Source organism: Actinoplanes sp. NPDC020271, from assembly GCF_044388125.1.
Taxonomy (GTDB): domain Bacteria; phylum Actinomycetota; class Actinomycetes; order Mycobacteriales; family Micromonosporaceae; genus Actinoplanes.
Genome location: NZ_JBIRWQ010000003.1, coordinates 457,809 through 477,640, shown reverse-complemented (window position 1 = coordinate 477,640; position 19,832 = coordinate 457,809). Strand labels below are relative to the sequence as shown.

Here is a 19,832-nt window from a genome sequence, read left to right as displayed (position 1 = left end):
TGAGTGTCGAGGTTAGGTCATGCGAGGCGCCGACGGGCCGCGGCGAGCAGCGTCTCCGCCGCCGGGGTGCGGGAGTTCAGCAGCGAGCGCCCCTCCCGGTGCGTCGCGACCAGCCCGGCCGCCCGCAGGACCCGCAGGTGCTGGGAGATCCCGCCGGCTGTGATCCCGGTCCGCCGCGCCAGCTCGGTGGTCGACAGGGGGCTGCCCAGCGCGACCAGGATCCGGGCCCGCCCGGCGCCGACCAGCGCGCCCAGCGCGTCCGGCGGCGCTGACGGCTCCTCCCAGAGGGTGGCCACCCCGGCGGCCGGGTAGGCGAGCTGCGGCGTCCCCCAGGCGGAGACGGTGAGCACGGACGGCCAGGCGAAGACCGACGGGATCAGGACCAGGCCGCTGCCGTCGGGCACGTCCGGTGCGGTGCAGTGCCGCTGGTCGACCAGGAGCGTGCCGTCGATCCAGCGGACCCGGTCGTGCAGGTCGTTGAGGACGGCCGCGGCGCCGTCGGTGGCGAGGTGGTGGGCGCGGCGGCGGACGTCGGCGTCGAGCAGCGCGTGCATCCGGGGCCAGTCGGGCTCGATCGCCGTGGCCCAGTAGGCGGCGATCTCGTCGCTGAGCCGCGCGAGACCGGTCGCCGGGTCGTGGAACAGGCCGAGGTCGCGACCGCCGGGCATCAGGGCGAGGTGCTCCCGGACGACCGCCGGCTCGGTCCGGCGCAGCACGGTCAGTTCGGCCTCGAGGTCGGCGGTCAGGCCGGTGGGCGGCGGGGTCAGGAAGTCCGGTGCGTAACTCCCGGCCGACGGGACCAGGCGGGCGAGCAGGCCACCCGGCCCGGGCCGATCCCTCAGAGCCCATTTCCGATGTACGGAGGACACGCCCCGCAGACTGGCCAGCACCTCCCACAGGCAGGAGACGGCGAACCGGATGCGGGTGGCGGCGCCGGGCGGGAGGGCGATCGCAACCATGCTTTTAGTCTCCGCTAAATACCTGTCGCCGGGCGAGCCGCCCGCGAAGACTTCCGGTGTGACCGACTTTCGTTCCCTGCATCAGCCCGGTTCCCCGCTCGTCCTGGTCAACGCCTGGGACGCGGCGAGTGCCCGGATCGTCGCGGCGGCCGGGGCCGCTGCCGTCGCCACCACCAGCGCCGGGGTGGCCTGGAGCCTGGGCGCGCCGGACGGTGGCGCCCTGGGCCGTGCACTCGCCGTCGAGGCCGCCCGCCGGGTCGTCGCCGCGGTGTCCGTGCCGGTCTCGGTGGACGTCGAGGCGGGGTACGACGACCCGGCCCGCACCCTGCGCGAGGTCGCCGCGGCCGGGGTGGCCGGCGTGAACCTGGAGGACGGCACCCGCGCGATCGACGAGCAGGTCGCCCGGATCGCGGCGGCACACGCGGCCGCGCCGGACGTCTTCCTGAACGCGCGGATCGACACGCTGCTGTTCGGCCTCGGTGACGTGGCCGAGGCGATCGCGCGGGCGCGGGCGTACCTGGACGCCGGTGCGGACGGCATCTTCGTGCCCGGGGTGACGGACCCGGCCGCGATCGGCGAACTGGTCGAGGCGGTCCCGGGGCCGGTGAACGTGATGGCCGGGCCGGGCGCGCCGTCGATCGGTGAGCTGGCGAAACTCGGCGTGGCCCGGGTCAGCCTGGGCTCGTCGGTGGCGCAGGCGGCGTACGGGCTGGTCGAGCGGGCGGCCCGGGAGGCGTTCGGCGCCGGCACCTACACCGGGCTCGCCGGTGCGCTCGACTACGGCCGGTTGAACGCGCTGAGCGCACCGTCGTCGATCGACACGCCGAGTAATGACAATTCCAGCAATTAGTGAGCATTTCTTTGACAGAATTCGTCCGGTAGGCACAAAGCTGATTCGTAGATTCCGTTCCTAAGGTCGTGATCGACCAATCGGAAGGAATCGGAAACGATGATTCGCACCCCTGTGATGCCCCCCGAGGAAGGCGCCCAGGTCTTCGTCGACGCGACCGGGCGGCGCAAACGGCTGCTCGCCGTCATGGGATTCTTCGTCGCCCTGTTCGCCGCTCTCTACATGGGTGTGGTCGGCGCGAGCGTGGTGCAGGCCGCCGACTCGGCGCTGACCACCAAGGCCACCGTCTCGACGGCGGCGACGGCCACCGCCGGTGCCGGTGTCGGTGCCACCGCGACGAGTTCGGCGTCGAGCTAACCCGCGTAATCGTGGAACTGGTCGGTGAACTGATATGTGGCCTGGGCCATGCCACTGCAATGCGAGGCCACCGAGCCGTCGGTGCAGTTGCCGTTGTCCCGGTTCACCGACCAGAAGCGTACGAATCCCACGTTCTTCCCGGCGGCCCAGTCCAGCAGATATTTCGCGTCGGCGGTCTTCGTCGTCCCGCCGGAGTTGTTCACGCCGATCATCGGGGTGACGCCGAGCATCGCGTACAGTTCCGCGTCGGACTTGTCCGTCCAGATGCTGTCCAGGTCCTCCTTCACCGCCTCGGCCGCCGTGGTCATCGCCAGACCCCAGCCGCCGCCGGCCGCGTCGAAGTTCATCGTCATCGCGTTGACGGTCACCTCGGCGCCGGTGTCCTCGACCGCCTCGAGCAGCTCGATCCCGGCGTCGGCGAGGCCCTGGGTGGTGCCGGCCACCGGTAGCGTCACCGTGATCGCGGTGCCGCGGGCCTTCTGCAGCGCGGCCAGCGCCCCGGCGACCGTCTCCACGGTCACGGACTGCTCGATGTCCACGTCGAGGCGGTTGCTGCCGGCCGCGTCGAGAGCTTTCTCGTACGCCGTGACCAGCTGGTCCTCCGTGCAGGCGGTCTCCAGGTACGTGCCGGTCGCGCCACCGGTGGCGACGATCGCGCTCCCGCCGGCGGTGCTGATCCCGCCGATCGACGCGGCCACTGTGCTGTCGTCGATCGCGGTCTTGCCGCCCCAGGTCGGTGTGCACGCGCCGGTGCTGTCGGCCAGCACGAACGCCAGCGTGAAGTCGGTCTGCCCGGTCTTGGCGGCCACGTCGGAGATGTCGACCGAGCCGCTGACGATGTCGACATAAGGCGCCGACTTGAGCGTCGCCGGGATGGTGGTGGCCGGGGCGGACACGCTCGCCGAGGTGGTCGTGGAGGCGGACGGGGTGGTGGTCGTGCTCTTGTCGTCGTCCCCGGAGCAGCCGCCGAGGGTCAGCAGGGCAGCGGCCGAGGCGTACGCCAAGCGGTGTGAGGCCACTCGATGACTATCTCACCGGCAAAAGCCTCACGTGTGCGGAATTCCGGCCGATAGGTACTTCTGCCGCGCAGCGCAGCGCGGCGCGAGGGGGAAATCGGTGTCCGTCGAGACGTCGGAGGGGGCACGCCGGCGGCGTGTCCGGGTGCCCGTGCCGCGCCCGCGCTGGATCGTGCTGACCGTGGTACTCGGCCTGTTCGCGTGCATCCTGCTGGTGAACGGCGTCGTGCAGGGTGAGTTCACCCAGGACGGCGCGGCTGCCTCGACCAACGACACCGATCAGGTGCCGGCCGCGGCGCTCGAGGGCGGCCCGATCATCCAGACCGACGGGACGACCACCACCACGGTCACCGTGCCGGACAACCGGATCGTGCTGACCTTCGACGACGGGCCGTCCCCGACGTACACGCCGGAGATCCTGGACGTGCTCGAGGAGTACGACGTCCCGGCCACCTTCTTCATGATCGGCTCGCAGATCAGCCAGTACCCCTCGCTCGTCAAGCGGGTGAAGGACGCCGGCCACGAGATCGGCATCCACACGTTCACCCACCCGGACATGTCCGGCAAGGGCGAGTGGCGGCGCGGTGTGGAAATGCAGGAGACGCAGTTCGCGCTGGCCGGGGCGGCCGGGGTAACCAGCCTGATCTTCCGGCCGCCGTACTCGTCCACGGTCGAGGCGCTGGACGACAACACCTGGAACGTGATGGCCGACATGGGCGAGCGCGGCTACCTGACCGTGGTGAACAACCTGGACAGCCGGGACTGGGAGTCGGCCGCGACGATGACCGACATCGAGGACGCGGTCCGGCCCGACGACGGCGCCGGGGCGATCCTGCTCTTCCACGACGGCGGCGGTAACCGGTCGAAGACCGCGACGGCGCTGAAGACCGTGATCCCGGCCCTGCAGAAAGAGGGCTACACGTTCACCACGGTCGCGGCGCTCACCGGCAACAGCACGATCAATCCCGCGGCGAGCACCCGTGACCGCGCGATCGGCACGGGGCTGGTCGGCGCGATCCGGCTGGCCGCGGGTGTGACGATCGGGTTCTCGTATCTGCTGCTCGTGCTGGGCGTGCTCACGGTCGTACGGCTGATTCTGATGTTGATCCTGGGTCGAAGGCATGCCAACCGGTACAAGAAGAATCCTGATCCGTGGGGCGGCGAGTACACCGAGCCGGTGACCGTGATCGTGCCGGCCTACAACGAGAAGGAATGCATCGCCGACACGCTGCGCTCGCTGGTCGCGAGCACGCACCCGATCGCGATCGTGGTGGTCGACGACGGGTCGACCGACGGCACCGCCGAGATCGCCGAGGCGCTCGGCCATCCGAACGTCGAAGTCGTCCGCCAGACCAACGGCGGCAAGTCCAGCGCGCTGAACAACGGCATCGCCCACGCGAGAACCGAGGTCGTCGTGATGATGGACGGCGACACCGTGTTCGAGCCGGACACCGTCCGCCTGCTCGTCCAGCCGTTCGCGAACCCGGAGATCGGGGCGGTGGCCGGCAACGCCAAGGTCGCCAACCGGAACAGCATGGTCGCGATCTGGCAGCACATCGAATACGTGGTCGGGTTCAGCATCGACCGCCGCGCCTACGACGTGATGCGCTGCATGGCGACCGTGCCGGGCGCGATCGGCGCATTCCGCCGCGAGGCGCTGCGGCAGGTCGACGGGCTGAGCGAGGACACCCTGGCCGAGGACACCGACCTGACCGTGGCGATCATCCGGGCCGGCTGGCGGGTCGTCTACGAGGAGCGGTCGCGCGCCTGGACCGAGGCGCCGTCCACGATGTCGCAGCTCTGGCGGCAGCGGTACCGGTGGAGCTACGGGACGATGCAGGCGATGTGGAAGCACCGCGGGGCGCTGTTCGAGAAAGGCCCGGGCGGCAGGTTCGGGCGGCGCGGGCTGCTCAACCTGGCCCTGTTCCAGACGGTGCTGCCACTGCTCTCACCGTTGATCGACGTGTTCCTGGTCTACGGGTTGTTCTTCCTCGACCCGGTCAGGACCGTGGGCGCCTGGGCCCTGATGCTGGCGGTCCAGATGTTCAGCACGTGGTACGCGTTCCGGCTCGACGGCGAGTCGCTGAAACCGTTGTGGCGGGTGCCGTTGCAGCAGTTCGTCTACCGCCAGCTGATGTACCTGGTGCTGATCCAGTCGGTGCTGGCCGCGCTCGGCGGGATCAGGCTGGGGTGGCAGAAGCTGCGGCGGACGGGCGGGCTCAACGCCCTGATCGGCACGCCGCGCCGCTAGGTCCTGCGATCGGTTGTCGTCGAGAAGCCGCTGCGCCGGCGGGGTGGTCGTCCGGATCCCGAGCCGGCAGCCCTGGTCGTCGCCGCCGGACGACGGGCTATGGTCGCCTGCGTGAACAACGTTCCGGACAAGCCCACCCTCGACGGGATCGAGCGGAAGTGGCGGGAGACATGGGCCGAGCAGGGCACCTACGCTTTCGACCGGACGGCGCCGCGAGTAAAGGTGTTCTCCATCGACACGCCACCGCCGACGGTGAGCGGCTCGCTGCACGTGGGGCACGTGTTCTCGTACACGCACGCCGACGCCGTCGCGCGCTACCGGCGGATGACCGGGCGCGAGGTGTTCTACCCGATGGGGTGGGACGACAACGGGTTGCCGACCGAGCGGCGGGTGCAGAACTACTACGGCGTGCAGTGTGACCCGTCGTTGCCGTTCGACCCGACGTTCGAGCCGCCGGACAACCCGCCGAGCCGGCCGCTGCCGATCTCCCGGCGCAACTTCGTCGAGCTGTGCCAGCGGCTGACCGCGATCGACGAGCAGGCGTACGAGGACCTGTGGCGCCAGCTCGGCCTCTCCGTCGACTGGTCGTTGCAGTACAGCACGATCAACGACGTCAGCCGGGCCGTGTCGCAGCGGGCGTTCCTGCGCAACCTGGAGCGCGGCGAGGCGTATGTCGCCGACGCGCCGACGCTGTGGGACGTCTCGTTCCGGACCGCGGTGGCGCAGGCCGAGCTGGAGGACCGGGAGCGGCAGGGTGCGTACTACCGGCTGGCGTTCGGGCTGGCCGGCGGCGGGACCGTGCACATCGAGACGACCCGGCCCGAGCTGCTCCCGGCCTGCGTGGCGCTGGTCGCGCACCCCGACGACGAGCGGTACCAGAAGTTGTTCGGCACCACCGCGACCACGCCGGTGTTCGGCGTCGAGGTGCCGATCCGGGCGCATCCGCTGGCGCAGCCGGACAAGGGTTCCGGGATCGCGATGATCTGCACGTTCGGCGACCAGACCGACGTGATCTGGTGGCGGGAGCTGGACCTGCCGACGCGGCCGGTGATGGGACGTGACGGCCGGCTCCTGCCGACGCCGCCCGAGGGCATCGATGCCGGGGTCTACGCGGCTCTGGCCGGGAAGACGGCCTTCTCGGCCAAGGAGGCCATGGTCTCGCTGCTGCGGGAGGCCGGCGCGTTGGACGGGGAGCCCCGGCCGACCACTCAGAAGGTGAAGTTCTACGAGAAGGGCGACAAGCCCCTGGAGATCGTCACCACCCGGCAGTGGTACATCCGCAACGGCGGCCGGGACGCCGCCCTGCGCTCCGCCCTGATCGACCGCGGCCGGGAGATGACCTGGTCACCGGCTTTCATGCGCAGCCGCTTCGAGAACTGGGTGGAGGGCCTGGCCGGCGACTGGATCATCAGCCGGCAGCGCTTCTTCGGTGTCCCGATCCCGGTCTGGTACCCGTTGGACGCGGCCGGCGAGCCGGACTACTCGTCCCCGATCACGCCGTCCTCACTGCCGGTCGACCCGAGCAGCGACACCCCGCCCGGCTACCGCGAGGACCAGCGCGACCAGCCCGGCGGCTTCATCGCCGACCCGGACATCATGGACACCTGGGCCACCTCGTCGCTGACCCCGGAGATCGCCGGCGGATGGGGTACCGACGACGACCTGTTCCAGCGGGTCTTCCCGATGGACCTGCGCCCGCAGGGCCACGACATCATCCGGACCTGGCTGTTCGCCACGGTGCTCCGCGCCCACCAGGAGTTCGGCAGCCTCCCGTTCCGGACCACGCTGCTCTCCGGCTGGATCCTCGACCCGGACCGCAAGAAGATGTCGAAGTCCAAGGGCAACACCGTCACCCCGATGGCGCTGCTGGAGGAGTTCGGCTCGGACGCGGTCCGTTACTGGTCGGTCAGCGGGCGGCCGGGCACCGACACGGCGTTCGACACCGGCCAGATGAAGGTCGGCCGGCGGCTCGCCATCAAGATCCTCAACGCGACCAAGTTCGTGCTCCGCTTCGACCTGCACGAGGGGGAGGTCACCGAGCCGCTGGACCGGGCGATGCTGGGTGACCTGGCATCCGTCGTGGCTGACGCCACGAGACATTTCGAGGCGTACGACTACGCCCGCGCGATGGAGCGCACCGAGCAGTTCTTCTGGACGTTCTGCGACGACTACCTGGAGCTCGTCAAGGAACGTGCCTACGGCTCGGCCGACGACCCCGCCACGCGGTCCGCGCACGCCGCCCTGGCGCTGGCCCTGCGCACGCTGCTGCGGCTGTTCGCGCCGATGCTCCCGTTCGTCACCGAGGAGGCGTGGTCCTGGTGGCAGGAGGGCTCGGTGCACCGCGCGCCGTGGCCGTCCGCGGACGAGTTCGCCCCGGCGCTCGACCCGGGACTCCCGGCCGGTCTGCTCACTCTGGCCGGTACCGTTCTCGGCTTGGTCCGCAAGGCCAAGTCGGAGGCGAAACAGTCCATGCGCAGCGAGGTCGCGCGGCTCGTCGTGCGCGGTCCGGAGGCATCGTTCGCGCTGGTCAGCCGGGATGTCCTGGCCGCCGGCGTGATCCGCTCGGTCACGACCGAGGCGGTCGAGGGGCCGCTCACCGCCGAGATCGAACTCGCCTGATCGATCGGTCACAGCCCGGTTGTTTCCTGCCGGGCTGTGACGATTGATGTACGCTCCGCCCGTGTCCGAGGACAAGATCACCGGTCGTCCCTTTTACCGTTCCAAGGGCTTCGAGCTCCTGGTGCTCATCGTCGTGGGCGTGCTCGTCGCCGCTGGCGTGCGCACCTACCTGCTCCAGACCTTCTACATCCCGTCCGGGTCGATGGAGAACACCCTGCTCCTGAACGACAAGGTGCTGGTGAACAAGCTCCTCTACCGGTTCCGTGACCCGCACCGAGGCGAGGTGATCGTCTTCGAGCCGCCGGCAACGTGGGGCGCCGGCCCGGGCGAGCAGGAGTACATCAAGCGGATCGTCGGCACCCCCGGTGACCACGTGATCTGCTGCGACTCGCAGAACCGGATCACGGTCAACGGCCACGCCCTGGACGAGAACTACCTGTACCCCGGCGACGCGCCCTCGGACGACAAGTTCGACGTGACCGTTCCGGCCGGGCGGCTCTTCGTGATGGGCGACCATCGCTCGGACTCCGCCGACTCCCGTGCCCACCTCGACTCCGATCTGGGGACCGTCCCGATCGGCCGGGTCGCGGGCCGGGCATTCGCGATCTACTGGCCGGTCTCGCACTGGACCAGCCTGTCGGTCCCGTCCACCTTCGAGGGCGTCCCCGACAAGTAGGGCACCTACCGGCGAACACCAGGACCGCGGCGAGTTTCTCGCCGCGGTCCTTCTGGTTTTCCTCCCCGTTCCGGGTTGACCGGCAATGGCGAAAGCGGTATGTGAACCGGATTTCGGGCGACCCCCGTTGGGTGTCTTGAAAAAGAGTTCAAGTGCCCTAGCCTATTTCTCGACAGCGCGGATTACGTGACTCCGCCTGCCGGGCAGGCAGCGAAGCATGCCCTTCTAGCTGCTGTTACGGCGATCGATGCGGTGCATCCGAACAGCGATCTCGTGGTTTCCCCGGTGCCGATCGCGCCGGTCGACGCCGCGCGCCGACGTGAAACCCGAATGAGTCGTTCTCGCAATGGAGAAATCATGACACGCAGGCAATGGCGGTGGCCATTGGTCTTTCTGACCGCGGCCGGCCTGGCCGTGGCCGCCGGAGTCGCGGTTTCACCGGCGGCGTCCGCGAGCGAGCCGAAGCGCCCGCTCGACAACGACTGCTCGGGCGGGAACGTCGCTCTCACCTTCGACGACGGCCCCGGGCCGCACACCCGGGCGATGCTCGACGAGCTCGACGCACTGCACGTCAGGGCCACCTTCTTCGTGGTCGGCAAGAACATCGCCACCGGCGGGGCCGCCGCAGCCGAACTGCTGCGGGCCGAGGTCGCGGACGGACATTCGGTGCAGAACCATACGTACGATCACGCGTCCATCACCGGGGCGTCGACCGGGACGGCGCCGCTCACCGACACGCAGATCAAGCAGGAGCTCACCCGGGCGTCCACGGCGATCGTCGCGGCCGGCGTACCGAAGCCGACGCTGTACCGGCCGCCCTACGGCGACATCGACGCGCACGCCGACGCCCTGGCCCGGAGCCTCGGTTACCGGATCGTCATGCCCTGGGGTATGCCCGGCACGAACATCATGGACTCCAAGGACTGGGACGGCAGCTCGACCGAGCAGATCGTGTCGAACGTCGTCGACGGCTACACGATCGACGGCAACAGGTACGACGGCATCGAGGACGGGACCATCGTGCTCATGCACGACGGGCTCGAACAGGAGACCCTCAACGCGATCGCGGCCCTGCAACCGATCGTCGACCACATGAACGCGCAGCACCTGTGCGCGACCACCACGATCCGGGCCGACGCCACCGGCGGGGTGGTGCCGGCGCCGCCGCTGCCCGAACCCGCCGCGGCCCTCAACCTGGTGCGCAATCCGTCCCTGGAACAGCGCCGCGGGGCCGGGCTCGCCGCCGAGCCGATCTGTTTCCAGCACGCCGGCGCCGACCTCGCCGGAACGACCGCCCGGTGGTCCCGGATCACCGGCGCGCACCGGGGTGTCGCCGCCGACCAGGTGACCGTCACCCGGTGGGCGAGCGGGGACCGGAAGCTCGTGCTCAGCCAGAACACCGCGGACAGCTCCTGCCTGGCGGTGGCCCGGCCCGGGGTCCGGTACGGGACCTGGGTCTGGTTCAAGGGCAGCTGGCCGGCGAGCGGCGCCCACCCGGCGACCGTCTGCGTGATCACGTACTACCGCGACGCGACCGGGACCTGGCAGTACTGGGAGACCGGCACGTGCGTCGACCCGTCGAACACCTGGAAGCTCACCGGCTACGTGACCGCGCCGCTGCCCGCCGGCGCCGACGCGGTCAGCTTCGGACTTGCCCTGAGCGGCACCGGGACCCTGGTCACCGACGACTATTCCCTGGCCGCGCAGTAACCCCACGACGCTTGAAGAAGGTCCCGATGTTTTCCAGTGACACCTTTGCCACTGATGCTCCGACACGGATCCTGACCCGGCCGAGCCGGATCGCCCAGCACGGGCCGAGTGCGTTGTACGGCGGCTCGACCTCGACCGCTGACGGGAACCGGCCGGCGCGGGTCGTCGTGCTGATCCCCGCCCACAACGAGGAAGCCTCGATCGGCCCGACCGTGGAGGCGCTGCTCGCCCAGGAGCGGATGCCCGACCGGATCGTGGTGGTGGCCGACAACTGCACCGACGAGACCGTGGGGAAGGCGTCCGCGCTGCACAACCAGGTGCTGGTGGTCACCCGGACGGTCAACAACCGTGACAAGAAGTGCGGTGGGCTGAACGCGGCGTGGCGGCGGTACGCCACGGATGCCGACATCGTCGTCTGCCTCGACGCCGACACCGTGCTCCCACCGAACGCCATCGGCGACTGGGTGAAAGAGTTCGCCGAGGACCCGAAGCTGGCCGGGTCGAGCAGCAAGTTCACCATGCGCGGTACGGCGTTCCTGGTCCGGCTGCAACGGGCCGAGTTCGCCAAGTGGACCGACTCGTCGCTGCGCCGCGGCTGGACCTCGGTGCTGGCCGGCACCGCGTGCGCCATCCGCAACTCGGTGCTGCACGAGGTCACCCGGACCCACAAGCGGCACGGGCCGTGGCTGCACGCCAGCCAGGTCGAGGATTTCGAGCTGACCTACCGTATCCGTGAGCTGGGGTACTACTGCCGGGTGTCGCCCACCGTCCGGGCCTACACCGACGCCATGGTCACGGTCCGCGCGCTCTGGGGTCAGCGGATGAAGTGGCAGGTCGGCACCGTCGAGGACCTGCTGCGCTTCGGCTGGAACAAGCACACCCGGCTCGACTGGCGGCAGCAGGCGGCGGGCCTGCTGGCGGCCGGAGTCCGGTTCGGCTGGATCTTCTTCACGGTGCTCTACGCCGCGCTGGGGATCCTGCACTTCGCGCCCGTCTGGTTCTTCGTGCCTCTGCTGTTCATCGCCAACGACGTGAAGCAGGCGCTGCGTATCCCGCACCGCGACCGCTGGGACATCATCCTGGCCGCGCTGCTGCTGCCCCAGGAGGCGTTCGCGTGGATGCGCGCCTGCTGGTTCGTCGCGGCGTGGGTCGAAGTGCTGCGAAGCCGGATCACCGGGCGCCGTAAGGACCGCTGGACCATGCAATACGCGGCCGAAGCGGCAGCGTAGAACCCAACAGGAGATCAAACGATGTACGGAAGCAAAATGGCCCTCGCCGGTGGCGGCACCATCCCGATCGCCGGTGCTCTCGTCAACCTCCCCGCATGGATCATGGCGGGCGTCACCATCACGTTCGCCGTCGGAGCGATCATCGGGCTCCTGCGGCCGAGCGGGAAAGCCAAGCCCTGACGACCGAGCCTCACCGGCCCGCCGCCGGCGTGACCCGGGTCGCGCCGGCGGCGGGTTCGCCGTCACCCTGGGCGGTCCGAGCCGGCCTCGTGCTCGCTCTCGTGGGCGTGCTCGCGGGCCTGGCCCGGCCCGGCCCTCCCCGACCCGGTCCCGGCTGCTCCACGGCGGGCGGAGCGGCCCCGGGGACCCGGAGCCCGATCGCCGTCGGCTGGTCCCGCCGCTGGGCGGGCACCGGGTCCCCACCCTGCTACGCGGTGCCGATCCCGGCCCGGGGAACCTGGCTGGTCACCTTCGGGCTCGGGAAGAGCGCCGCGACCGCGCTGACCCTGACGGCGGACGGCGCCTCCGGGCCGGTCCGGCAGCGCGCCGACCTCCACCACCTGCGGCGGGTGAGCCTGACCGTGCCGGCTGCCGAGGGCCGTCTGCGAGTCGGCATCGAGCCGCTGCCCGGCCCGGTCACCGTCACCTCGGTGACGCTCACCCTGGCCCGGCGCGGGACCGATCCACCCCGGACGATCTTCGCCGACGACTTCGACGGCCGACGACTCGACCGCACCAAGTGGCGCCCGGAGACCGGGGACCACGGCTGGGGCAACCGGGAGCTGCAGAACTACACCGCGTCGACGGCCAACCTCACCGTCGCCGCCGACCGGCTGTCGATCACCGCCCGCCGCGGGCCCGCACCCGGCTCATTCACGTCGGGCCGCCTGAACAGCCGTTTCTCCGCCACCTACGGCCACCTGGAGGCCCGCATCCGGACGCCCGACGGCGCCGGTCTGCTGCCGGCCTTCTGGATGCTCGGTGCCGACGCCGCCCGGATGCCCTGGCCCCGCTGCGGCGAGATCGACATCATGGAGAGCCTCGGTCGTCGCGAACCCTCCACCGTCCACGCCACCATCCACGGTCCCGATCCCGCGGGCCGTCCCTGGCAGCGTGAGGTCACGACGGCCACCCGGCAGTCGCCGTCGGACGACTTCCACCGGTACACCCTCGACTGGTGGCCGGGCTCCGTCCAGATGTCCTTCGACGGCACGGCCTACGCCTCGTTCGCCCCCGAAGATCTGTCCCGGGGCGACCCCTGGCTCTTCGACAAGCCGTACTACGTCCTGCTCAACGTCGCGGTCGGCGGGGGCTGGCCCGGACCTCCCAGCCCCACCCTCCCGTTCCCGCAGACCATGCAGGTCGACTACCTGCACTGGCAGCGCTGACCTCGCCGGCCGGGCGAGGCCGACGGAGGCCTGAGATCGGTGGCCGGGTGTCGGGCGGCGACGTGCAGCGGCCGGGAGCGCGGTTTCCTTGGTTCAGCGACCGCTCGGTCCCGTGCGCGACATGCGCGAACACCGCTGACCCCGTACCGAATCGGCTCTCGATGAGCGAAGCGAGATCGTCGTCGGCGAGCGGCTGGAACAGCAAGAGCGACGTCTCCCCGAGCGCCTGATGGTGCTCCGGGGTATCCCCGGCGTGGGGGTCTGGGGCTAGGTCCCCAGGGTAGAAAGCACGATGGCCCCGCTCCGCGCTTTCCGCGGAAATACGGGGCTTGCCATCGTGCCCCCGGCAGGATTCGAACCTGCGCTTTCGCCTCCGGAGGGCGACGCTCTATCCCCTGAGCTACGGGGGCCCAGTGGTTCAGAAGCCTAGCAGGCTCCCGGAGACCACCGCCAACCGGTACCGGTCAGCTCGCCTGGGCCTGCTTGAGCAGGTCGTCGATCAGTTGGATCTCGCCTTGCTGGGCGGTGACCATGCTGTCGGCCAGCCAGTCCACATTCTTGTTGCCGGACAGTTCTTCGGCTTCCTGGGCCATGTGGATGCCGCCGAGGTGGTGTGCCCGCATCAGCGTGAGGAACTGCACGTCGAGGTCTTTGCCGCTGGCTTTGCGCAGGGAGGCGAGTTGTTCCGGGGTGGCCATGCCGGGCATCAGTCCGTTGACGACGGAGCCGGCGGCGTCGGGCATCCAGGCCATGGCGGGCTGGTCGCCGGTCGGGTCGAGGTCCCAGTCGCGCAGCCACGCCTGCATGTAGCCGATCTGGGCCTGCTGGGTGGTGGCGATGTCGGCGGCGAGGGTGACGATGCCCGGGGTGTCCGAGCCGGCGTGGGCGATCATCGCCATGGCGACGGCTTGGGCGTGGTGGGTGGACATGTCGCGGAGGAAGCCGGCTTCGACGGAGTCCGTGTCCGGGGTCCGGAAGCGGGGGATGACCAGGCCGATCGCGGCGCCGAGGACGATGCCGGCGAGCAGCAGGGCGACCGCGGCATACCCGAACCGGCGGCGGCTCGGGGCGGGTGTCTCCTCGGACGCCGGGTCGGCGTCCGAGGAGGTGACGTCCGAGATCATCAGTTACCGCTGGTGCTTCCGGTGGTGGCGCTGTCCATGCTGGCGCCGTTGCTGGTGGCGGCGGTGACCGGGCCGGTCGTGGTGTTGCCGCTGGAGCAGGCCGCGCCGGGCTCCATCGAGGCCTTGAGGCGGGCGGCGGAGATGAAGTCGTCGATCGCCTTGTCGTTCACGTCGTCGGTCTTGTACTGGTAGCCCCAGACCTGGACGGACACGTTCTTGTCGAGGCCGGCGTAGGGCGACATCAACATGTAGTCCTTGCCCTCGACCTTCTTCTGCAGGACGGCCACCTGGTCGGCGGCGAGGCCCTGCTTGTACGTCACCCAGACCGCCCCGTGCTCGAGGCTGTGCACCGCGTGCTCGTTGGCGATCGGCTCGGTGTAGACGTCACCCATGCAGTTCTGCCACGTCGGGTTGTGCGCGCCGCCGACGGGCGGGCTGGTCACGTAGGTGAGCGCGCCGTCCTTGTGGGTGCGGTCGTCAAGCGTCGCGTTCTTCTGCGCGCGGTAGTTGACGACGCCCTGGATGTCGGCGAGCTTGTCGGTCCAGTCGCGGGAGCCCTGGACGGAGGCGAACACGCCGTAGCCGATGATGCCGACGGCGAGCAGGACGACCACGCCCGCGACGGCGATGGGGCCCCAGTTGCGGCCACCGCTCACCTTGACCGGGGTGACCGGCTTGCGGCCTTTCTTGCCGGCGTTGGGGCGATTGGGCCCCGGCTTGCCGACCGGCGGCTTACCCTGGCCGGTGGTCTTGCCGACCTTGACGGTGGACGGGACCCGTTCGGGCCCCGGCGTGCTCATGCTCATCGTGCCTCGTCGATTCGTCAAGAAGGGGAAGGGCGGGGCTCGGGTGGCCGCCGAACGCTGAAGTCTACCCCCGATAGCATGGCCGGGTGACTCCCGCCAACCTTGCTGACACCGTTCTCTCAGCTGCTCGTGCCGTATTCGAGACGCGTGGCCTGGACCCGGCCGCGCTGCCCGCGACGACCGCGGTGGAGCGCCCGCGCAATCCCGAGCACGGCGACTACGCCTCGACCCTCGCCCTGCAGCTGGGCAAGAAGGTCGGCGTGCAGCCGCGTGAGCTGGCCGCCGCTCTCGCCGAGGAGCTGGGCCGGCGTGAGGGGATCAAGGCCGTGGAGATCGCCGGCCCGGGCTTCCTGAACATCCGGCTGGACGCCGCCGTGACCGGGACGATCGCGCGCACGGTGGTGGAGGCCGGGGCGGCCTACGGGCACAACGAGCAGCTCACCGGACAGAAGATCAACCTGGAGTTCGTCTCGGCGAACCCGACCGGGCCGATCCACCTGGGGCACACCCGCTGGGCTGCCGTCGGTGACTCGCTGCGCCGCGTGCTGACCGCCGCCGGCGCCGAGGTGACCAGTGAGTACTACATCAACGACGCCGGCGCGCAGGTCGACCGGTTCGCCCGGTCGCTGTTCGCGGCGGCGAACGGTGAGCCCGCCCCCGAGGACGGGTACGGCGGCGACTACATCGGCGAGATCGCTCAGCAGATTCTCAGCGAGAATCCAGAATTGGCCGGCCGGCCTGCCGAGACCGCACTGCCGGTCTTCTGGACCAGTGGCTACGCGCTGATGCTGAAGGAGATCCGGGAGAGCCTCGAGCGCTTCGGGGTGCACTTCGACGTCTGGTTCTCGGAGAAGGAGCTGCACGACGGCGGCGCGGTCGAGCACGCCATCGAGGAACTGCGCAAGCAGGGGCACATCTTCGAGGACGGGGGCGCGGTCTGGCTGCGGACCACGGACTTCACCGACGACAAGGACCGGGTGCTGATCCGGTCGAACGGGGAGAAGACCTACTTCGCGGCCGACGCGGCGTACTACATCAACAAGCGCGAGCGCGGCTTCGACCGGTGCATCTACCTGCTCGGGGCGGACCACCACGGCTACATCGGCCGGCTCAAGGCGATCGCGGCGTGCGCCGGCGACGACCCGAAGCAGAACATCGAGATCCTGATCGGCCAGCTGGTGAACCTGGTCCGGGCCGGCCAGCCGGTGCGGCTGTCGAAGCGGGCCGGCAACATCATCACGCTGGACGAGCTGCTGGAGGCCGTCGGCAAGGACGCCGCGCGGTACTCGCTGGCGCGCTCCTCGACCGACTCGATGCTGACGCTGGACATCGAGGAGATCACCAAGCACTCGAGCGACAACCCGGTCTTCTACGTGCAGTACGCGCACGCCCGGATCAGCTCGATCCTGCGGGTCGCGCAGGAGCGGGGGATCAGCAAGGGCGAGGCGTACGACCCGTCGCTGCTGTCCCACGAGCGGGAGAACAACCTGCTCAAGACGCTCGGCCAGTTCCCCGCCGTGGTCGCCACCGCCGCCGAGTTGCGCGAGCCGCACCGGATCGCGGTCTACCTGGAGGAGCGGGTCGCCACCGACTGGCACCGCTTCTACGACGCCTGCCAGGTGGTGCCGAAGCCGGAGGAGCCGGTCGAGCCCGTGAACCAGGCCCGGCTGTGGCTGGCCGAGGCCACCCGAACGGTGATCGCGAACGGTTTGGACCTGCTCGGGGTCTCCGCGCCGGAGAGGATGTAAGGCATGCGCGCACACGAGGCCGGGGCGCTGCACGGCGATCTCGGCAACCGCGGGCCGGCCTGGCTGCGGACGCCGGACGACGTGAACGCCCTCGTGCCGCACCTCTGGTCGCGCACGGTATCTCGTACCGAGGAAGGGGCCTTGCAGGTCGGCGGTGTCCCGGTGACCGAGCTCGCGGCTGACTACGGCACCCCGGCCTACCTGCTCGACGAGGACGACCTGCGGGCCCGGCTGCGGGACTTCGCGGCCGCTTTCGCCGGCGCGGACGTCTACTACGCCGGCAAGTCGTTCCTCTGCAAGGCGGTCGTCCGGATCGTCGAGGAGGAGGGCCTGTTCCTGGACGTGTGCTCCGGCGGCGAGCTGGCGGTGGCGCTGGCCGCCGGGTTCCCGCCCGAGCGGCTCGGCTTCCACGGCAACAACAAGTCGGTGTCCGAGTTGCGGCGCGCCCTGGAGGCCGGGGTCGGCAAGATCGTCCTCGACTCGTTCCACGAGATCGCCCGGCTCACCGAGCTGGCCCGGGAGCTCGACAAGCGCCCCAAGGTGCTGGTCCGGGTCACGGTCGGCGTCGAGGCGCACACCCACGAGTTCATCGCGACCGCGCACGAGGACCAGAAGTTCGGTTTCTCGCTGGCCGGTGGCGCGGCGTTCGCCGCCGCCGCGCAGATCCTCGACGAGGGCGTGCTGGACCTGCGCGGGCTGCACTCGCACATCGGGTCGCAGATCTTCGACACCAGCGGGTTCGAGGTCGCCGCGCGGCGGATCCTGGAGCTGCAGGCGCAGATCCGCGACTCGCGCGGGGTGGAGTTGCCCGACCTGAACCTGGGCGGCGGCTTCGGCATCGCGTACACCACGCAGGACGACCCGTCCACGCCGGGCGACCTGGCCAAGCGGATCAACAAGATCGTCGAGTCCGAGTGCGAGCTGGCCTCGCTGCGCGTTCCCAAGCTCTCCGTCGAGCCGGGGCGCGCCGTCGTCGGACCTTCGGTCTTCACGTTGTACGAGGTCGGCACGGTCAAGGACGTCGACGGCATCCGCACGTACGTGAGCGTCGACGGTGGGATGAGCGACAACATCCGGACCGCGCTGTACGACGCGTCGTACTCGGCCACGCTGGCCAACCGGAGCTCCACGGCCGAGCCGATGCTCGCCCGCGTTGTGGGAAAACATTGTGAGTCCGGGGACATCCTCGTGAAGGATGAATTCCTGCCCGCCGACGTGCAGCCCGGAGATCTTGTTGCCGTTCCGGGCACCGGTGCTTATTGCCGGAGCATGGCCAGCAACTACAACCACGTTCCTCGGCCGCCCGTGGTGGCAGTGCGCGACGGCGCGGCCCGCGTCATCGTGCGGCGCGAGACCGAGGACGACCTGCTTGCATTGGATGTTGGATGAGCCCAGCGAAGCCGCCGATCCGCCTCGCCCTGTTGGGATGCGGCACCGTCGGAACCGAAGTTGTCCGGCTGCTGCACGAGCAGGCCGACGATCTGACCGCCCGGATCGGCGCCCCGCTGGAGATCGCCGGCATCGCCGTGCGCCGGCTCGGCCGCGACCGCGGTGATCTGCCGGTCGACCCGTCGCTGTTCACCACGGACGCGCTCGGCCTGGTCAAGCGCGACGACGTGGACGTGGTGATCGAGGTCGTCGGTGGCATCGAGTCGGCCCGGACGTGGCTGGTCGAGGCGCTGCGGGCCGGCAAGAGCGTGGTCACCGCGAACAAGGCGCTGCTCGCCGAGGACGGCGGCACCCTGCACGACGCGGCCGCCGAGGGCAACGCCGATCTGTACTACGAGGCGTCGGTGGCCGGCGCGATCCCGCTGCTGCGGCCGCTGCGCGAGTCGCTGCACGGCGACAGGGTGACCGCGGTCACCGGCATCGTGAACGGCACGACCAACTTCATCCTCTCCTCGATGGCGTCCACCGGCGCCGGCTTCAACGAGGCCCTGGAGGAGGCCACCGAGCTGGGGTACGCCGAGGCCGACCCGACCGCCGACGTGGAGGGCTTCGACGCCGCCGCGAAGGCCGCGATCCTCGCCTCGCTGGCGTTCCACACCCGGGTCACCGCGGCCGACGTGTTCCGCGAGGGCATGACCGGCGTGACCGCGGGCGACATGGCCAGCGCCAAGGAGATGGGCTGCACGATCAAGCTGCTGTGCATCGCTCAGCGGCGCGACGATTCCGTCTCCGTCCGGGTGCACCCGGCGATGATCCCGCTGAGCCACCCACTCGCCGGCGTCGGTGACGCGTTCAACGCCGTCTTCGTCGAGACCGAGGCGGCCGGCCCGCTGATGTTCTACGGGCGGGGAGCGGGCGGGCGCCCGACGGCCAGCGCGGTGCTCGGCGACATCGTCGCGGCGGCCCGCAATCGGCTGACCGGCACCCGGGCGCCCAGTGAGAGCAACTACGCCAAGCTGCGTGTACGCCCGATCGGCGAATCCCTCACGCGCTACCACATCAGCCTCGACGTGGCCGAGCGGCCGGGCGTCCTGGCGACCGTGGCCGGGGTCTTCGCCCAGCACGAGGTCTCCATCGCGACGGTCCGCCAGTCCGGCCGGGCGGATGACGCGAAACTGGTCATCGTCACCCACAGCGCTCCGGACGCCGCGCTGGCGGCTACCGTCGAGGAACTGGCGAGCCTGGACATCGTCCGCTCGATCGCCAGCGTGCTGCGCGTCGAGGGAGGTGCGGGCTAGTGCTCGACCACGTGGGTCTCCCATGCTCCGATCTGGCTGCCAGCGCCGCGTTCTACGATGCGGCGCTGGCTCCACTGGGCGTGTCCCGGCGGATGGATTTCCAGGTGGCGATCGGGTACGGGAGCGGCGACCACGCCGACTTCTGGATCGGCGGGCTGAGCGAGGGCGACGGTTTCCGCGAGTCGCACATCGCGTTCGCGGCCGCTGACCGGGCCGAGGTCGACGCGTTCTTCGCGGCGGCGGTCGCGGCCGGCGCCGAGGTGCTGCACGAGCCGAAGCTGCACCCGGAGTACCACGAGCACTACTACGGTGCGTTCGTCCGTGACCCGGACGGCAACAACGTCGAGGCCGTGAGCCACCGTCCTGAATAGTGGACATCCGGTCCCAAAGATCGGATCAGTGGGGCACGCTG

At 70.2% G+C, this 19,832-nt stretch carries 17 protein-coding genes and 1 tRNA gene; 13 read left to right on the top strand and 5 right to left on the bottom strand.

The annotated features are described in order from the left end of the window. Positions 1 to 17 precede the first annotated feature (17 nt). The gene (locus ACH442_RS09480) at positions 18 to 959 is read right to left on the bottom strand and encodes a DUF5937 family protein (protein WP_396337463.1); all 942 of its coding nucleotides are present in this window, start codon (positions 957 to 959) and stop codon (positions 18 to 20) included. A 58-nt stretch (positions 960 to 1,017) separates the two neighbouring features. On the opposite strand from ACH442_RS09480, the gene ACH442_RS09475 reads away from it, so the two are divergent. Beyond that, positions 1,018 to 1,809 carry an isocitrate lyase/phosphoenolpyruvate mutase family protein gene (locus ACH442_RS09475; protein WP_396337462.1) on the top strand — a complete coding sequence of 264 codons (792 nt, stop codon included), beginning with the start codon at positions 1,018 to 1,020 and terminating at the stop codon, positions 1,807 to 1,809. A gap of 99 nt (positions 1,810 to 1,908) precedes the next feature. Continuing rightward, a complete protein-coding gene (locus tag ACH442_RS09470; protein ID WP_396337461.1) occupies positions 1,909 to 2,166 on the top strand; it encodes a hypothetical protein in 258 nt (85 codons plus the stop codon). On the opposite strand, the gene ACH442_RS09465 is transcribed toward ACH442_RS09470, so the two are convergent. Beyond that, a complete protein-coding gene (locus ACH442_RS09465; RefSeq protein WP_396337460.1) occupies positions 2,163 to 3,185 on the bottom strand; it encodes a glycosyl hydrolase in 1,023 nt (340 codons plus the stop codon). The genes ACH442_RS09470 and ACH442_RS09465 overlap by 4 nt on opposite strands. Before the next feature lie 97 nt (positions 3,186 to 3,282). Here ACH442_RS09465 and ACH442_RS09460 point away from each other — a divergent pair, with 97 nt between their 5' ends. The 7 genes from ACH442_RS09460 (at position 3,283) to ACH442_RS09430 (ending at position 13,055) form a co-directional block, all read left to right on the top strand. Then, positions 3,283 to 5,433, top strand: coding sequence for a bifunctional polysaccharide deacetylase/glycosyltransferase family 2 protein (locus tag ACH442_RS09460; protein WP_396337459.1), 2,151 nt, complete (start codon positions 3,283 to 3,285; stop codon positions 5,431 to 5,433). Between the two features lie 111 nt (positions 5,434 to 5,544). Next, positions 5,545 to 8,052 carry a valine--tRNA ligase gene (gene valS, locus ACH442_RS09455; RefSeq protein WP_396337458.1) on the top strand — a complete coding sequence of 836 codons (2,508 nt, stop codon included), beginning with the start codon at positions 5,545 to 5,547 and terminating at the stop codon, positions 8,050 to 8,052. A gap of 46 nt (positions 8,053 to 8,098) precedes the next feature. Further along, positions 8,099 to 8,728, top strand: coding sequence for a signal peptidase I (lepB, locus tag ACH442_RS09450; protein ID WP_396337457.1), 630 nt, complete (start codon positions 8,099 to 8,101; stop codon positions 8,726 to 8,728). A gap of 357 nt (positions 8,729 to 9,085) precedes the next feature. After that, entirely contained in the window at positions 9,086 to 10,438 is a 1,353-nt protein-coding gene (locus tag ACH442_RS09445) for a polysaccharide deacetylase family protein (protein ID WP_396337456.1), read from the top strand. A 26-nt stretch (positions 10,439 to 10,464) separates the two neighbouring features. Beyond that, positions 10,465 to 11,667 (top strand): glycosyltransferase family 2 protein, encoded by a 1,203-nt coding sequence (locus ACH442_RS09440; protein ID WP_396337455.1) that lies wholly within the window; start codon positions 10,465 to 10,467, stop codon positions 11,665 to 11,667. 21 nt (positions 11,668 to 11,688) lie between these two features. Next, a complete protein-coding gene (locus tag ACH442_RS09435) occupies positions 11,689 to 11,847 on the top strand; it encodes a hypothetical protein (protein WP_396337454.1) in 159 nt (52 codons plus the stop codon). A 254-nt stretch (positions 11,848 to 12,101) separates the two neighbouring features. Next, entirely contained in the window at positions 12,102 to 13,055 is a 954-nt protein-coding gene (locus ACH442_RS09430; protein ID WP_396337453.1) for a family 16 glycosylhydrolase, read from the top strand. A 338-nt stretch (positions 13,056 to 13,393) separates the two neighbouring features. Here ACH442_RS09430 and ACH442_RS09425 read toward each other — a convergent pair. The 3 genes from ACH442_RS09425 to ACH442_RS09415 form a co-directional block, all read right to left on the bottom strand. Continuing rightward, positions 13,394 to 13,465: transfer RNA gene (locus ACH442_RS09425), tRNA-Arg, on the bottom strand. Positions 13,466 to 13,519: 54 nt separating this feature from the next. Further along, on the bottom strand, positions 13,520 to 14,179 hold the full coding sequence (locus tag ACH442_RS09420) for a DUF305 domain-containing protein (RefSeq protein WP_396337452.1): 660 nt from the start codon (positions 14,177 to 14,179) through the stop codon (positions 13,520 to 13,522). Continuing rightward, entirely contained in the window at positions 14,179 to 14,985 is an 807-nt protein-coding gene (locus tag ACH442_RS09415) for a DUF3105 domain-containing protein (protein WP_396337451.1), read from the bottom strand. The genes ACH442_RS09420 and ACH442_RS09415 overlap by 1 nt, the downstream gene beginning before the upstream one ends. A gap of 86 nt (positions 14,986 to 15,071) precedes the next feature. On the opposite strand from ACH442_RS09415, the gene argS reads away from it, so the two are divergent. From argS to ACH442_RS09395, 4 genes are read left to right on the top strand one after another with little or no spacing between them, the layout of a single operon-like run. Continuing rightward, positions 15,072 to 16,733, top strand: a complete 1,662-nt coding sequence (argS, locus tag ACH442_RS09410; protein ID WP_396337450.1) for an arginine--tRNA ligase — start codon at positions 15,072 to 15,074, stop codon at positions 16,731 to 16,733. A gap of 3 nt (positions 16,734 to 16,736) precedes the next feature. Further along, positions 16,737 to 18,122: a diaminopimelate decarboxylase gene (gene lysA, locus ACH442_RS09405; RefSeq protein WP_396337449.1), complete on the top strand. Its 1,386-nt coding sequence runs from the start codon at positions 16,737 to 16,739 to the stop codon at positions 18,120 to 18,122. Beyond that, positions 18,119 to 19,420 (top strand): homoserine dehydrogenase, encoded by a 1,302-nt coding sequence (locus tag ACH442_RS09400; protein ID WP_396337448.1) that lies wholly within the window; start codon positions 18,119 to 18,121, stop codon positions 19,418 to 19,420. The genes lysA and ACH442_RS09400 overlap by 4 nt, the downstream gene beginning before the upstream one ends. Then, a complete protein-coding gene (locus ACH442_RS09395; RefSeq protein ID WP_396337447.1) occupies positions 19,420 to 19,791 on the top strand; it encodes a VOC family protein in 372 nt (123 codons plus the stop codon). The genes ACH442_RS09400 and ACH442_RS09395 overlap by 1 nt, the downstream gene beginning before the upstream one ends. Positions 19,792 to 19,832 lie beyond the last annotated feature (41 nt).

Bases quoted from the DNA above. Each gene is read 5' to 3' on its own strand.
- ACH442_RS09480 (WP_396337463.1), bottom strand. From the start codon at position 959: ATGGTTGCGATCGCCCTCCCGCCCGGCGCCGCCACCCGCATCCGGTTC.
- ACH442_RS09470 (WP_396337461.1), top strand. From the start codon at position 1,909: ATGATTCGCACCCCTGTGATGCCCCCCGAGGAAGGCGCCCAGGTCTTC.
- lepB (WP_396337457.1), top strand. From the start codon at position 8,099: ATGTACGCTCCGCCCGTGTCCGAGGACAAGATCACCGGTCGTCCCTTT.
- ACH442_RS09445 (WP_396337456.1), top strand. From the start codon at position 9,086: ATGACACGCAGGCAATGGCGGTGGCCATTGGTCTTTCTGACCGCGGCC.
- ACH442_RS09440 (WP_396337455.1), top strand. From the start codon at position 10,465: ATGTTTTCCAGTGACACCTTTGCCACTGATGCTCCGACACGGATCCTG.
- ACH442_RS09435 (WP_396337454.1), top strand. From the start codon at position 11,689: ATGTACGGAAGCAAAATGGCCCTCGCCGGTGGCGGCACCATCCCGATC.
- ACH442_RS09420 (WP_396337452.1), bottom strand. From the start codon at position 14,179: ATGATCTCGGACGTCACCTCCTCGGACGCCGACCCGGCGTCCGAGGAG.
- ACH442_RS09415 (WP_396337451.1), bottom strand. From the start codon at position 14,985: ATGAGCATGAGCACGCCGGGGCCCGAACGGGTCCCGTCCACCGTCAAG.
- lysA (WP_396337449.1), top strand. From the start codon at position 16,737: ATGCGCGCACACGAGGCCGGGGCGCTGCACGGCGATCTCGGCAACCGC.
- ACH442_RS09400 (WP_396337448.1), top strand. From the start codon at position 18,119: ATGAGCCCAGCGAAGCCGCCGATCCGCCTCGCCCTGTTGGGATGCGGC.